Origin of the sequence: Nitrospina gracilis 3/211 (assembly GCF_000341545.2) — a bacterium.
GTDB classification, from domain to species: domain Bacteria; phylum Nitrospinota; class Nitrospinia; order Nitrospinales; family Nitrospinaceae; genus Nitrospina; species Nitrospina gracilis.
In genome coordinates this window covers 169,213-182,819 of sequence record NZ_HG422173.1, presented here as the reverse complement: position 1 = coordinate 182,819, position 13,607 = coordinate 169,213, and the positions used below count along the sequence as shown (strand labels likewise).

Genomic DNA, 13,607 nt, shown 5'->3' with positions numbered 1-13,607 from the left:
TGTCATTGTTTGCGATCTTCTGCGGGACGCCCCCAATGCAGTTTCTGGCGCAGAATCTGGTAATAGTTTTTACCGGGCGCCTGGATGAGGTGCACCGGCTTCGGCCCGCGTTGCACTTCCAGGGTTTCCTCGCTGGTCATTTCGTAACCGAGTTGACCGTCGAGCGTGATCTGCACTTTTTCCTGCGTGGTCAGATTGACCTGGATCACCGCCCGGTCGGGAATGACGATGGGCCGGTTGGTCAGCGTGAACGGGCAGATGGGGCAAAGCAGCAGGGCGTTCATGCTGGGGTGAATGATGGGGCCGCCTGCCGAAAGCGAATACGCGGTGGAACCCGTCGGCGTGGCGATGATCAACCCGTCGGCGCGGTACGATGTCATGTACTGGTCGTTCACGTGCACTTCCAGGTTCACGATGCGGGCGTCGCGTTTGTTGATGACCACGTCGTTGAGCGAAACGTCACTGCGCAGAACCTCGCCGTGCCGTTTGAGGCAGGAGCGCAACAGCATGCGGTCTTCCACCGCAGACTGCCCTTTCAGCACCTTTTCAAGCGTCGAGTACAGCTCCGGAAGAGCGACTTCAGTGAGAAACCCAAGACTGCCGAGGTTGACGGCGAGGATCGGCACCTCGTGGTTTTCGGTCAGGCGCGCGACGCTCAGCAGGGTGCCATCGCCGCCGAGCACGATGATCAGATCGCTTTTTCCCGGAATGTCGTCATTGCCGTCGGAGGAGGGTTCCTGCACGATGGCGGCGGTATCGGGTGGCATCAAAACCTGGTAGTTGCGCTGGCGGAGCCAGTCCACCAGTTCCTGGAGGACTTCCTGGCTGATATGGGGTTTCTGTTTGCAGAAAATGCCGATGGATTTGATGGTGTCCACGAAAATTCCTTTCGGGAAGCCGCGTCTTCCGGCGGACGCTGGCGTACTCCTTACGGCATCATATAGAACTTTCCCGTTTCGGCGCAAGTTTTCCTTGCTTCGCAGGAGACGATGGGAATGGGTGGGAAAAACTCAGAGGTTGCCGAAGTCCTGCGGCTTGATGTTGTCCAGCCACTTCTTCCACTGGTCCTTGTCTTCAGGAGAGGCTTTGCTGGTGTCGGGAAGGTCCAGGCTTTTGGCCGCCTCGATGACTTCTTCGTTTACGAAGATGGGAGACTTTGTGCGAAGCGCCAGGGCGATGGCGTCGCTTGGCCGCGAATCGATGTTCAATGTGCTTCCACCGTGAACCATGGAAATGACGGCGTAGAAAGTGTTGTCCTTGAGTTCGCTGACGAGGATGTGGTTGATCTCTGCTTTCATGTTGCCGATGAGATTCTTCATCAGGTCGTGGGTCATGGGACGCGGGGTGGAGATTTTTTCGATCTCAAGGGCGATGGCGTTCGCTTCGAAAAACCCGACCCAAATCGGCAGGGCACGATTGCCTTCCAGATCCTTGAGAATGATGATGGGCATATTCGTCAAGGGATCCAGCGTGAGCCCATCTACTTTCATTTCAACCATTGAGAACAGCCTCGTCAATCAATTGGTAAGGAGAAAATTGTTTGGCGCAGTCGTTTAGGAGATCACATTTAAATACTAAATCAATCCCCACCCTTTTTCAATCATCGTTTTATCAAGGCAGGAGCCTCCAAAACGGCCCTTCGGGAGGGGGTGGGGAGTCAGGCTTTGGAGGTGTTTTCCTTTATGAAATCCCGCAGCTTGGCCTGGACCACTTCGGGGATTTCAATCTTTCCCATGGTCTCCCGGCACAGGTCACTGGTGGATTTGTACGTGTTGAGGAAAGCGATGCAGGGAGGGCAGTCCTGAAAGTGTTCTTCCAGTGCGCTTGCAGCCTCTTCACTCAGCGCCCCTTCCAGGTAGTCGTACAGCAAATCGATGCATTCCTTACAGCAGATCATTTCTTCTTTTCCCCCTGCGCTTGGTATTCTTCAAAATAGTGAGACAATTTCTTACGCAAAAAGAGCCGCGCCCGATGCAGTCGCGATTTGACCGCTGCAATGGTCAGGTCCAGAATCTCGCTCACCTTTTCGGTGGAGAGTCCTTCCACATCCCGCAGAATGAACACCACCTTCTCTTTTTCCGGCAATTGATCGACAGCCTTGCCGATGATCTCCCGAGTTTCGTTGGAGAACAGCAGGGAATCCGTCGAATCCGACCAGTCCATCAATTTTTCGGTCTGAAACCCCGTTCCATTGAAGGCGGGCAGAATGTCATCTAATGGGACATACTGCTCTTTCTTCTTGTTGCGAAGCTTCATGTATGTCGCGTTCAGGGTGATCCGGTAAACCCAGCTCGAAAATGCGGACTTGCCCTGAAACGTGTCGATCTTTTTGTATATGCTGAGAAGCACTTCCTGCGTGATGTCCTGGGCATCCATCTGGTTGCGAGTCATGTTGAACGCGAGGGCATAGATTTTTCGCTGATACGACTCAACGATTTTTTCAAACGCCTCGTGACTGCCCGCTTTCAGGTCCCGGACCAGCAGATCGTCCTGCTCTTTTTCTTCCTGCGTCGGCATGCGTTGACACCCTGGGATGTGCGCGTTGGGGGATTCCTTACGGATTCAGCAGCGGCTCGTGATCCATCCCAAAGGGGCCTCGCCCTTTGAAATTTAAGATGCCGGGGAAACGGAAAACGGTTCATTAATTCCCGTCCCGGAGTCCACTGCAACCCGGATTTTCAAGTCATATCCGGGTACCGGAATCGACCGATACACACCGATTGTGCGAAAACCGGCGTGGAATTTCCGATTCTATCACCGTTGCCCGGGAATGGGAACCACGCGGGGCGGGTTTTACGGCAATTGCCGGGATCAACGGGGAGAGGGGTGCCGGTTGGGAATGGTTTTTGGGAACGGGTTTCAATTCATCTGTAAGGTATGGCTCATTTTGCGACTAAAAAAAGGTTTAAAAACCAGCAGTTAGCGCGGCACTGTGGTAAAATCGCATCTTTTTCAACTTTTTCTTCGACGAGTGGTATGAAACAGGGTCTCAGGTTTTCAGGGTTGTTTGTGTTTGTGCTTTGGATGGGGCTGCCTTCTCCGGTGGGCGCCGAGGGCTCCTACTTTTCAACGGACTTTTCCTCGCCCAGCGTGGAATCGGAAACCCCTTTCGCCCAGAGTGCGCCCGTCAAATACTTTTCCAAGGTGGTACTGGGACAGTCCCCGGACCCGGTCATCCCGGGGTTCATGGAACAGTTTCACCAGGGGCAGACCCTGTGGGGATTTGAAATCGGGTACGGCTTCACTTTCGATCTGCCGCCTCCGCCTCCTTCTTTGGGTGACCGCACGGATATCGAGTTCGTTTATTTTTTCCCCAAATGGAAATACAACCTGACCGGAGTGGTGGGAGACGGGCCTTACCAGGGTGCCCTGTACTGGGTGGTCGAAGGTGGCGTGGTGGCGAACGTCACCGACCCGGAAATCAATAGTGTCAAAACCGACGACGCCCCGAATTTCGTCGTGGCGCTGGTGCCGATTCAGCTGGAATACAAATTCCTCAATCCTCACCGCCGCTGGGCGCCGTTCGTTTTCGGCGGCGCGGGGGTGTCGGTAGGCGACTTCCAGCACGGTGCCGATGAAATCAGTACGCCGTTCGAATTTGTTCTTAACACCGGCGGCGGCATCGAATACTTCTTTGAAAACGGCCGGGCGGTGAGTTTCAATTACCATTTCTGGCACCTGTCCAACTCCGACATCAAGGAACCAAACGTCGGCCTGAACGCCCACGTCTTCACCATCGGGTTCACGTTCTAGAGCGGGTTCCGGCCCGGCAAACCTTTTTCTTACGGCCGGGATCGCTTATAATCTTGCCTTCTCACCCGTGCAGGGTGGGGCGCCGCGCGCGCCCGGTTCCCTCAACCCCTGGTGACCATGAGCGACAGCCATCCCGGCCACAACCCGACCGCTTCCAGGCCCAGCCCGATCGATCGTGCCTTCAATGCACTGGAGGTGCTGGCCTATCGCCATTCGCTTTGGGTGCTTGCGGCATCGCTCCTTCTCGCGTGCCTCAGTTTCTGGTACACGGCGCACCACCTCACGTTCAACACCAGCCGGCAGGACCTCATCTCCCCGTCCCAGAAATTCCACCAGCTCTTCCAGGATTACCGCAAAGCGTTTGAAGATTTTGACGGCATGATTGTGGTGGTGGAAGGCAACCGGCCTGAACCGATGCGCCGCTTCGCCGAAGCCCTGGTGTCCCGCCTGCAAACGAGGCAGGAGCTGTTCTCGGAAATTTATTACAGGATCGACACCGGTTATTTTCGCGACAAGGCCCTGCTTTACCTGGAAACGGACGAAATCCGCGAACTGGGCGGCAAGCTGGAGACGCACCATGATTTCCTTTCCAGTGTCAACCGGTCGCCGGGGCTCAACACCCTGCTAGAAAGCATCAACCGCGAGATCAGTGCCGGCATGGTGGGGTCGCTCATGACGGATTTCCTCGGCACCGGCGGCGGGGAGGAAAAAGACGACACCGCGGACCTCAATATGCTCATTGCGCTGGTCAAGCAGATGAGGGCTCACCTCAGCGACCCAGACGCGGAATACCGTTCTCCGTGGAGTTCGTTTTTGCAGGATGACGAGAATCCGCTGGAGAAGGACGGCTATCTCGTCAGTGACGACGGCCGGCTGCTGTTCGTGCTCCTCAACCCGGTGGAAACGGAAGGCGACTTTGCCGGATCCAAAAATTCCATCGAGCTCATCCGCAGCATGATCCGGGAAGTGAAACCGGACTTCCCGCAGGTGCAGGTGGGGTTGACGGGGGGGAGGTGATCGCGTCGGACGAAATGCACACCACCATGACCGATGCGCAGGAGGCGTCCGAGATCGCGCTGGCGGGGGTCGCCATCCTGTTCATCATCTGTTACCGCGAAGTGCGCAAACCCATCCTCGCCGTGTTCAGCCTGGTGCTGGGGCTGGCGTGGTCGATGGGTTACACGACGCTTTCGGTCGGCCACCTCAACATCATGTCGGTGGTGTTCACCACCATCCTCATCGGACTCGGCATCGACTTCGGCATCCACATCCTCGGACGCTACCGCGAAGAGCGGCGGAATGGATTCGATTCGTTTTCTGCCATGCGCGAGACCTTGCAGAAAACCGGACGTGGAAACCTTGCAGGCGCCATCACCACGGCGATCGCCTTTGGAGCCATGGCGTTCACCGATTTCATCGGCATCGCAGAGCTTGGCGTCATCGCCGCCGGGGGCATCCTGCTCTGTTTCCTGGCCATGGTGCTCACCTTCCCGGCGTGCATCTCACTGGAAGAGCGCTGGCTGAAACCGAAATACGTCAAGCGCCGCTACGTCGACCTGCGCGAAAACCTCATGGAACGTTTTTATGCGCACTATTACTTGATCATCTTCGGGTCGCTCGCGGTCCTGCTGGCGTCGGCGTGGGCGTCTCAGTCCCTGCGTTTCGATTACAACCTGCTCAACATGCAGGCGGAAGGCATCGAAGCGGTGCGTTATGAAATGAAAATCCTCGATAACGCCCAGCGTGCGTCGTGGAATGCGGCGTTCATCTCCAAATCCCGTGAAGAAGCACGGGCGAAATACGAGCGGCTGAAAACCATGACCAGCGTCGGCAAGGTCGAAGGCCTGTTTGAAGCGGTGCCGGAGAGCCAGCAGGAAAAAATGGAACTCATCGCCGATTACGCACCTGAGATCGATGGATACCGTGTCGCAGTTTCCAACGAGTCGTTTTCGCTCGGCGCACTTTCGGCAACGATGAAAAAGATCCGTTTCAAACTGCGCAAGAAGGAAAAAAGCGGGCCGACGGATGAGGTGGCGGAGGCGTCGGAGTGGGTGGCGCGGTTTCAACAGGATCTCGACAGTACGGATGCAGCGACTGCGACCGAACGCCTTTCCGCGTTTTCGAAAACGCTGTTCGAGGATTACCGCGGACGCATCGCCGATCTCAAGGCCGCGGCGCATCCGTCCGAGGTGAAGATCGACGACCTGCCGCGCGACCTCAAAAACCGTTTCATCAGTGAGGACGGGCGCTACCTGACGCTGGTGTATCCCTCGATCAACATCTGGGAGCGGGAGGAGATGGAAACGTTTCTCGCCGAGATGCGGCGCATCGATCCCGACGTCACCGGCAACGCGGTGCACATGTATGAGTCGAGCCGCTTGATGATCGACGGATACATCCGCGGCGGCATCTACGCGCTGGGGGCGATCTTCCTTTATTTGCTCTTTTCACTGCGCAATCTGAATACCACCATGCTGGTTCTGGTGCCGACACTTGCCGGTGCGGTGCTGACCTTGGGCTTGATGGTGCTCTACAACGTCAACTTCAATATGGCCAACCTCGTCATCCTGCCGCTCATCCTCGGAATCGGCGTGGTGGACGGCGTGCACATCGTGCACCGTTACCGGGAGACCCCGGACCAGGGCGGCAACGTCATCTCCAAAAGCACCGGCATGTCCGTGGTGCTGACGTCGCTCACCACCATCATCGGATTCGGCAGTCTCATGGTGGCGGAGCACCAGGGTGTGTACAGCGTCGGGCAGGTGCTGAGCCTCGGCGTCGGCAGTTGCATGATCACGTCGATCACGCTCCTGCCCGCGCTCATGAAACTCTTCCACGTCCACGGCTGGCGGATTTAGTTCAAAAGACAATGAAGGTGAGTAAGGTAAGGAAACGTCATCGCGGGGAGGCGGCGATGTTGCCGCCATCGACGGTGACGATACTGCCGGTGGTCTTCTCGGCGAGCGCGAGGTCGAGGAACGCCTCGGCCACGTCGCGTCCGGTCACTTCGCGTTTCAAGAGGTTGTCCTGGAAGTATTCGTCGGCGCTGAGACCCCGCGCGGCGGCGCGTTCTTTCACGAATTCCGGCGGAAAGATGCCGGTGCGGATGCGGTCGGCGTTGACCGCGTTGGAGCGGATGCCGTCGGCGCCGTAATCGAGGGCGTACTGCTTGGTGAGTGCCACCACCCCCGCTTTGGGCAGGGCGTAGGGTCCGAAATTCTTGCCCGGATTGAACGCCGCCTTCGACGCGTTGAACAACAGCACGCCGCCGGTGCGTTGCGTTTTGAACAGCCGCACCGCCTGTGACGCCAGCGACTGGTGCGCGAAGAAGTTGAGCTCGAAACTCTGCCTCAAGGTGGCGCTGTCCACCTCGCCGATGGGACCCTGCACGGCGTTGCCGGCGTTGGAGATCAGGATGTCGATGCCGCCGAAGTGCTGCACCACCTGCTCGAACGATTCACGCACGGCCTTTTCGTCGGTCACGTCCACCACCCGCGCCAACAGATTCGCCTTCGTTGCTTTCTTGATTTCGTCAGCGGCTTCCGCCAGTTGGTTGGGGTTAATGTCGGTCATGAACACGTTCGCGCCCTGCTCGGCGAACAGTTGCGCCGTAGCGCGGCCGATGCCGGAGGCGGCACCCGTTACGTACACCCCCTTGCCGTTCAACACAGGCGGCTTGGCCTTGCCCAGCTTGGCCTGCTCCAGCGACCAGTACTCCATGTCGAAGAGGTCGAAGTCCGACAGCGGCTGGTAGGTCCCGACGTTGAACGCCTGATGGATGATGTCGATGGTGTGTTCGTAGATGTCGGCGGAAATGCGCGTTTCCTTCGCGTTCTTGCCGACGGTGATGAGCCCCAGTCCCGCCACCAGAATCACCCGCGGCAGGCGGTCGAGTTCTTTTCTCTCGATGCCCTTGGCATCGCAGTTCTTTTTGAAGTAGGCGTGGTAGGCGTCCATGTACTTCTGCAACGCTTCGGTGAGTTCATCCCACAGTTTTTCCGGATCGTCAAGATTCTGGAGATTCAGCAGGAGCGGCTTCTGCTTGGTGCGGATGACGTGGTCCGGCGTGGCGGTGCCGATCTGCGACCAAGTCAGGCATTCCTCGCTGGTGGCGAAGTGGTACGCCGTCTCGCTTTGCCGGTGATGCACCAGCCACGGCACGCCTGATTCTTTTTCGTATATGCCGCGCAGGGCGGGGGCGATGCGGCGGAAAATTTCGTCCGGGCTCTTGGAGCCAATCGACATCGTCTGCGGTGTGAGTTTTTTGACCTGCTGTTTGGCGATGTAGTCTTCCGCCTTCGTCACCGCGTCGATGTGGTAGTCGTAGCTTTCCTTCGCCGTCTCGGCGAAGGTGAACAGGCCGTGGTTGATGAGCACCAGCCCCTTCACGTTCGGATTTTTTTCGTAGGCTTCCGCCGCCGCTTTCGCCAGATCGAACCCCGGCATGATGTAATCGACCACGCCTAACTCGTCGCCGTAAATCTCCTTGCAGATTTCCACCGAGTCCGGCTGGTTGGCGATGACGAGGATGGCGTCGGCGTGCGAATGATCGACGAATTTGTGCGGCAGAAACGCGTGCAGGAGGGTTTCGACCGACGGGTTCGGCGCCGAGGCGTCCAGCAGGTTGGTGCGCTGGTCGTTGACCATCGCCTCGTCGGACAGGCCGTCCAACTGCCGCAGTTTCTGGATGGGGCCGAGTTTCACCCCCGGCAGGCCGGGCGGCTCCAGCGAGTCCAGGTCCCAGCCGCTGCCTTTGACGAACAGCACGTCGATGTCCTCGCCGAAGCGGTCGGGGATGCGCGATTTGACCGAGGTGTTGCCGCCGCCGTGCAGGACCAGCTCCGTATCCGCGCCGATCAGCCGCGAGGTGTACACGCGGAGGGCAATGTCCTCGTTCACGTTCGACCAGCGTTCGATGGCCGCCTGCGCCTCTTTATCGTTCCAGCGATTCTTCATGGAAAGCAAAATAACAAATCCGGCCCGGCAAATAAAGTTGCAAAATCAGCAAGCGGAAAATTTATGAAATACAGAGGATTAACCCGGGCGCGCGCCAGCGCAATAAAAGTCGGATGAATTCGGCGGGGTTCTGTGCTAATCTTGCCGCGAATCCAAGGCGGTGGGCGTTGGTTTTCGCCCTGTTGGACGGTGCCTTCCCGATTCGCCCGAATCGACTCTCAAACCGGACCCGGCTCACGGCTCAAGTTACGCTGCGTGGTCCCGAACACCCATACATGCTCGCAAAAATCCATGTCACTTTGAAGCAAGGCGTCCTCGATCCGCAGGGCAAGGCGGTGCACCACGCGCTCAACGACCTCGGCTACAACGAGGTGCGGGACGTGCACCTGGGCCGCTACATGGAAATCGAACTCGAAGGCGTCGAGGCGTCGGAGGCTGAAGCGCGCGTGCGCGACATGTGCGAGAAACTTCTGGCCAATACCGTCATAGAATCTTACCGCTTCACCCTCGAACCTCAGAACTGACCGTCCGGTGATCGAATCATGAATTGCGGCGTCGTCACATTTCCCGGCTCCAACTGCGACCGCGACTGCTTCCACATCCTGAAAAACGTCTATGGCGCGGACACCACGAGGGTCTGGCACAAGGACACGTCGCTCGACGGATTCGACCTCGTGGTCCTGCCCGGCGGGTTTTCGTACGGCGACTACCTGCGCGCCGGATCGATCGCGCGCTTCTCGCCCATCATGAAAGCCGTGGTGGAATACGCCGACAAGGGCGGCCTGCTGTGGGGCATCTGCAACGGCTTCCAGATTCTGGTGGAGGCGGGACTGCTCCCGGGTGCGCTTCTCGACAACCGCACGCAGAAATACATGTGCCGTTACGTTCACCTGAAGGTGGAAAACGTCGACACCCCCTTCACCCGCGCCTGCGAATCCGGCGAAGTGTTGAACATCCCCATCGCCCACGCGCAGGGCAGTTACTACGCCGATGCCGACACGATGAAGAAACTCGAGGACACCGGGCGCATCGTGTTCCGTTACTGCGATGCGCAGGGAAACGTGACGGAGGAGGCCAACCCCAACGGCTCGCTTGCCAACATCGCGGGCATCGTCAACGACGCGGGAAACGTATTGGGAATGATGCCGCATCCGGAGCGCTGTGCCGATCCGGTATGGCCGCAGATTGACGGTCAGAAGCTGTTCGATTCGCTGTTCCATAAAACCGGGGTGCGGGCATGAGTGCGCCGTCGCTCATCACCGCCGAACAGGCCGCCCAGCACGGGCTCACCCGCGGTGAATACGACCGCATCTGCGACCTGCTCGGACGCAAGCCGAATCTCGTCGAGCTCGGCATCTTCTCCGCCATGTGGAGCGAGCATTGCAGTTATAAAAGCTCCAAGCCGCACCTGAAAACCCTGCCGACCGAAGGCCCGCGCGTTCTGCAGGGTCCGGGCGAAAATGCAGGTGTGGTGGACATCGGCGACGGGCAGGCGGCGGTGTTCAAGATCGAAAGCCACAACCATCCTTCATTCATCGAACCGTACCAGGGCGCGGCGACGGGTGTCGGCGGCATTTTGCGCGATATCTTCACCATGGGTGCGCGGCCCATCGCACTGCTCGACTCCCTGCGCTTCGGCAACCCGGACAATCCCAAGATGCGCTACCTGTTCCACGGCGTGGTGAAGGGCATTGCCGGTTACGGCAACTGCATCGGCGTGCCCACCGTCGGCGGTGACATCTACTTCGACGAGTGCTACGACGGCAACATCCTGGTCAACGTGTTCTGCCTGGGGCTGGTGAAGGCGGACAAGATTTTCCTCGGCCGCGCCTCGGGCGTCGGCAACGCGATTTTGTACGTCGGATCGAAAACCGGCCGCGACGGCATCCACGGTGCGGTGATGTCATCGGCGGAGTTTGACGACTCGACGGAAGAAAAACGCCCGACGGTGCAGGTGGGCGATCCCTTCATGGAAAAACTGTTGCTCGAAGCCTGCCTCGAGATCATGCAGAAGGACTGGGTGGTGGGTGTGCAGGACATGGGCGCGGCGGGGCTGACTTCCTCATCGTTCGAGATGGCCGAGCGCGCCGACAGCGGGGTGGAACTGGACCTCGACGCAGTGCCGATGCGCGAGGAGGGCATGAACGCCTACGAGATCATGCTGTCCGAATCGCAGGAACGCATGGTGTTCGTCATCAAAAGCGGGCACGAGGACGAAGCGCTGGAGATTTTTCGCAAGTGGGATCTCGACGCCGCCGTCATCGGGCGCGTCACCGACGACCGCCACATGCGCATCCGCTTCGGCGGCGAGGTGGTGGTGGACCTGCCCATCGAAGTGGTGGTGCACGGCGCGACGGAGACGCACCGCCCCACCCGGAAACCCAAATACCTCGATGCCGTCCAGCACTTGGACCTGAACGAGATCGAGGTGGTGGACCCCGGCGGAGACGCGCTCAAAAAACTGCTGGCCAGCCCGACCATTGCGAGCAAGGAAATCGTATTCGACCAGTACGACCATATGGTGGGATTGAACACGCTGGTTCTGCCGGGGTCGGACGCCGCCGTTCTGCGCGTGCCGGACTCCGACAAGGCGCTGGCCATCTCTGTGGACTGCAACAGCCGTTACTGTTACCTCGACCCCTTTCAGGGAGCGAAGATCGCGGTGGCCGAGGGTTGCCGCAACCTGGCCTGCTCCGGCGCGGAGCCCATCGGCGTGACCAACTGCCTCAACTTCGGCAACCCGGAGAACCCGGAAATCATGTGGCAGTTCCAGCAGGCGGTGCAGGGTCTTGGCGATTTCTGCCGCTTTTTCAACATTCCTGTGGTCAGTGGCAATGTCAGTCTCTATAATGAAACTAAAGGCGAAGCGATATTTCCCACGCCCACCGTGGCGGTGGTGGGGTTGCTGGAGGACCGGTCCCGGCACATGACTCAGTGGTTCAAACGGCCGGGGCACAGGATCGGTCTGTTGGGCCTGACGTTGGAAGAGTTGGGCGGCAGTGAATACCTGAAACGCATTTTCAACCGGTGCCAGGGCAAACCTCCCGTATTGAATCCCAAGGAAGAAATGGACGTCCAGCGGGTGTGCCGCGACTGGATTCGGAACGGCCTCATCGCGTCGGCGCACGACTGTTCCGAAGGCGGGTTGGCGGTGGCCCTGGCGGAGTCCTGCTTCTCCGGACTCGAACCGCTGGGTGCGGTGGTGGAAATGGAAACCACATTGCGGCCGGATGCGCTGGCGTTTGGCGAGTCGCAGTCGCGCATCGTGGTTTCTTTTGAAGAGTCGCAGGAAACGCGCCTGCAATCCGACGCGGAAAAGGCGGGTGTCGCGTTTCAAACGCTGGGCACGGTCGGCGGGTCGGGGTTCCGGTTCAGCATCAATGGCGAAGCGTACATCCAGGAAGATGTGGAGACGCTCGCCGATATCTGGAAACATTCTTTGAGCGGTTATGCCAATCGAGTTTCCCGCTAACGATAAGTTTCACGAGGAGTGCGGCGTGGTGGCCGTGTACGGTCACCCCGAAGCGGCCAACCTCGTTTACCTCGGACTCTATGCCCTCCAGCACCGGGGGCAGGAGAGCGCGGGCATCGCCACCAGCGACCGCGGCAAGATGTACGTTGAACTGGGCATGGGCCTGGTGGCGGACATCTTCACCTCCCAGCGCATAAAAAAGCTTCCCGGTAACATCGCTATTGGCCACAACCGTTACTCCACCGCGGGCGTGAGCCAGATCGTCAACGCCCAGCCTTGCCTCATCAACTACGCCAAAGGCTCAATGGCGCTTGCGCACAATGGCAACCTGGTGAATGCCGACCAGATTCGCGAAGCGCTGGTCGATGAAGGCGCGATCTTCCAGTCCAGCAACGACAGTGAAGTGATCGTCCACCTCATCGCGCACAGCCACCAGGAACTTTTCGTCAACCGTGTGATCGAGGCGCTGGCCGGAGTGCAGGGGGCGTATTCGCTGGCGCTTATGACAGAACACGAAGTTGTTGTGGCCCGCGACCCGCACGGGTTCCGCCCGCTGTGCCTCGGGAGATTGGACGGAGCGTACATTGTGGCATCGGAGTCCTGTGTCATGGACCTCATTGAAGCGGAATACCTGCGCGAAGTGGAGCCGGGCGAAGTCCTGCTTATAAATGAAGATGGATTGCAGTCCTTTTTCCCGTTTCACCGGCAGGAGACACGGCGTTGTATATTCGAACACATCTATTTTGCACGGCCGGACAGCCTGATTTTCGGCGAGTACACCTATTCGGTGCGCAAGCGTATGGGAAAAGCGCTGGCGAACCAGTCGCCGGTGGAGGCGGACATCGTGGTGCCGGTACCGGACTCGGGAAATCTCTCGGCGCTCGGCTACTCGGAAGAATCCGGCATTCCGTTCGAGATGGCGCTAATCCGCAACCACTACGTCGGGCGCACGTTCATCGAACCGCAGTCACCCATCCGTCACTTCGGCGTGAAGGTGAAACTGAACGCGGTGAAGAAGCTGATATCGGGGAAGCGGGTGATCATCATTGACGACTCCATCGTGCGGGGCACCACCAGCCGCAAGATCGTGAAGATGGTACGCGATGCCGGAGCGAAGGAGGTACACGTACGCATCAGTTCACCGCCGACCCTGTTTCCATGTTTTTATGGCATCGATACGCCCAACCGCGACGAGCTGATCGCTTCCCGCCACACGCTGGAGGAAACGCGTAACTTCATCACGGCGGATTCACTGGAATACCTGCACCTGGAAAACATGCTGAATATGATGGGCGAGGACAGTGGAAAGTTCTGCTCGGCGTGTTTCGATGGACAGTACCCGGTGGACATCGACGGCCGCGGCCATCAACCGGTGCAACTGCAGCTGTTCGGGAGCGAAACGCCGGACGTGTGACTCCTCCGGAGC

At 58.7% G+C, this 13,607-nt stretch carries 12 protein-coding genes; 7 read left to right on the top strand and 5 right to left on the bottom strand.

Going from position 1 to position 13,607, the window contains the following annotated elements:
- Window positions 1-2: 2 nt before the first annotated feature.
- From TX82_RS00850 to TX82_RS00835, 4 genes are all read right to left on the bottom strand, one after another.
- Window positions 3-878 (bottom strand): NAD(+)/NADH kinase, encoded by an 876-nt coding sequence (locus TX82_RS00850; protein ID WP_005011233.1) that lies wholly within the window; start codon window positions 876-878, stop codon window positions 3-5.
- Between the two features lie 132 nt (window positions 879-1,010).
- Complete coding sequence (locus TX82_RS00845; RefSeq protein WP_005011229.1) at window positions 1,011-1,499, bottom strand: bifunctional nuclease family protein; 489 nt, start codon at window positions 1,497-1,499, stop codon at window positions 1,011-1,013.
- Between the two features lie 158 nt (window positions 1,500-1,657).
- A complete protein-coding gene (locus TX82_RS00840) occupies window positions 1,658-1,897 on the bottom strand; it encodes an anti-sigma factor family protein (RefSeq protein ID WP_005011226.1) in 240 nt (79 codons plus the stop codon).
- Entirely contained in the window at window positions 1,894-2,517 is a 624-nt protein-coding gene (locus TX82_RS00835; protein WP_005011223.1) for an RNA polymerase sigma factor, read from the bottom strand. Before TX82_RS00835 ends, TX82_RS00840 begins: the two co-directional genes overlap by 4 nt.
- A 459-nt stretch (window positions 2,518-2,976) precedes the next feature.
- On the opposite strand from TX82_RS00835, the gene TX82_RS00830 reads away from it, so the two are divergent.
- The 3 genes from TX82_RS00830 to TX82_RS00820 all read left to right on the top strand — a co-directional run bounded on the left by TX82_RS00830 (window position 2,977) and on the right by TX82_RS00820 (window position 6,611).
- On the top strand, window positions 2,977-3,753 hold the full coding sequence (locus tag TX82_RS00830) for an acyloxyacyl hydrolase (RefSeq protein ID WP_005011216.1): 777 nt from the start codon (window positions 2,977-2,979) through the stop codon (window positions 3,751-3,753).
- Between the two features lie 117 nt (window positions 3,754-3,870).
- Window positions 3,871-4,770, top strand: a complete 900-nt coding sequence (locus TX82_RS00825; protein WP_005011214.1) for a hypothetical protein — start codon at window positions 3,871-3,873, stop codon at window positions 4,768-4,770.
- Complete coding sequence (locus TX82_RS00820; RefSeq protein WP_005011213.1) at window positions 4,767-6,611, top strand: MMPL family transporter; 1,845 nt, start codon at window positions 4,767-4,769, stop codon at window positions 6,609-6,611. The genes TX82_RS00825 and TX82_RS00820 overlap by 4 nt, the downstream gene beginning before the upstream one ends.
- Window positions 6,612-6,648: 37 nt before the next feature.
- On the opposite strand, the gene TX82_RS00815 is transcribed toward TX82_RS00820, so the two are convergent.
- On the bottom strand, window positions 6,649-8,709 hold the full coding sequence (locus TX82_RS00815) for a bifunctional aldolase/short-chain dehydrogenase (protein ID WP_005011211.1): 2,061 nt from the start codon (window positions 8,707-8,709) through the stop codon (window positions 6,649-6,651).
- A 275-nt stretch (window positions 8,710-8,984) separates the two neighbouring features.
- On the opposite strand from TX82_RS00815, the gene purS reads away from it, so the two are divergent.
- Genes purS through purF form a run of 4 tightly spaced genes read left to right on the top strand, consistent with a single transcriptional unit; the run spans window position 8,985 to window position 13,595 of the window.
- Complete coding sequence (gene purS / locus TX82_RS00810) at window positions 8,985-9,233, top strand: phosphoribosylformylglycinamidine synthase subunit PurS (protein ID WP_005011210.1); 249 nt, start codon at window positions 8,985-8,987, stop codon at window positions 9,231-9,233.
- 18 nt (window positions 9,234-9,251) lie between these two features.
- On the top strand, window positions 9,252-9,950 hold the full coding sequence (purQ, locus tag TX82_RS00805; protein ID WP_005011209.1) for a phosphoribosylformylglycinamidine synthase subunit PurQ: 699 nt from the start codon (window positions 9,252-9,254) through the stop codon (window positions 9,948-9,950).
- The gene (gene purL, locus TX82_RS00800; RefSeq protein WP_005011208.1) at window positions 9,947-12,181 is read left to right on the top strand and encodes a phosphoribosylformylglycinamidine synthase subunit PurL; all 2,235 of its coding nucleotides are present in this window, start codon (window positions 9,947-9,949) and stop codon (window positions 12,179-12,181) included. Before purQ ends, purL begins: the two co-directional genes overlap by 4 nt.
- Window positions 12,159-13,595, top strand: coding sequence for an amidophosphoribosyltransferase (gene purF / locus TX82_RS00795; protein ID WP_005011207.1), 1,437 nt, complete (start codon window positions 12,159-12,161; stop codon window positions 13,593-13,595). Before purL ends, purF begins: the two co-directional genes overlap by 23 nt.
- Window positions 13,596-13,607: the final 12 nt, after the last annotated feature.

Excerpts from the sequence above, each read along its gene's own strand:
- TX82_RS00845 (WP_005011229.1), bottom strand. The coding sequence starts at position 1,499 with ATGGTTGAAATGAAAGTAGATGGGCTCACGCTGGATCCCTTGACGAAT.
- TX82_RS00840 (WP_005011226.1), bottom strand. The coding sequence starts at position 1,897 with ATGATCTGCTGTAAGGAATGCATCGATTTGCTGTACGACTACCTGGAA.
- TX82_RS00835 (WP_005011223.1), bottom strand. The coding sequence starts at position 2,517 with ATGCCGACGCAGGAAGAAAAAGAGCAGGACGATCTGCTGGTCCGGGAC.
- TX82_RS00830 (WP_005011216.1), top strand. The coding sequence starts at position 2,977 with ATGAAACAGGGTCTCAGGTTTTCAGGGTTGTTTGTGTTTGTGCTTTGG.
- TX82_RS00825 (WP_005011214.1), top strand. The coding sequence starts at position 3,871 with ATGAGCGACAGCCATCCCGGCCACAACCCGACCGCTTCCAGGCCCAGC.
- TX82_RS00815 (WP_005011211.1), bottom strand. The coding sequence starts at position 8,709 with ATGAAGAATCGCTGGAACGATAAAGAGGCGCAGGCGGCCATCGAACGC.
- purS (WP_005011210.1), top strand. The coding sequence starts at position 8,985 with ATGCTCGCAAAAATCCATGTCACTTTGAAGCAAGGCGTCCTCGATCCG.
- purQ (WP_005011209.1), top strand. The coding sequence starts at position 9,252 with ATGAATTGCGGCGTCGTCACATTTCCCGGCTCCAACTGCGACCGCGAC.
- purL (WP_005011208.1), top strand. The coding sequence starts at position 9,947 with ATGAGTGCGCCGTCGCTCATCACCGCCGAACAGGCCGCCCAGCACGGG.
- purF (WP_005011207.1), top strand. The coding sequence starts at position 12,159 with ATGCCAATCGAGTTTCCCGCTAACGATAAGTTTCACGAGGAGTGCGGC.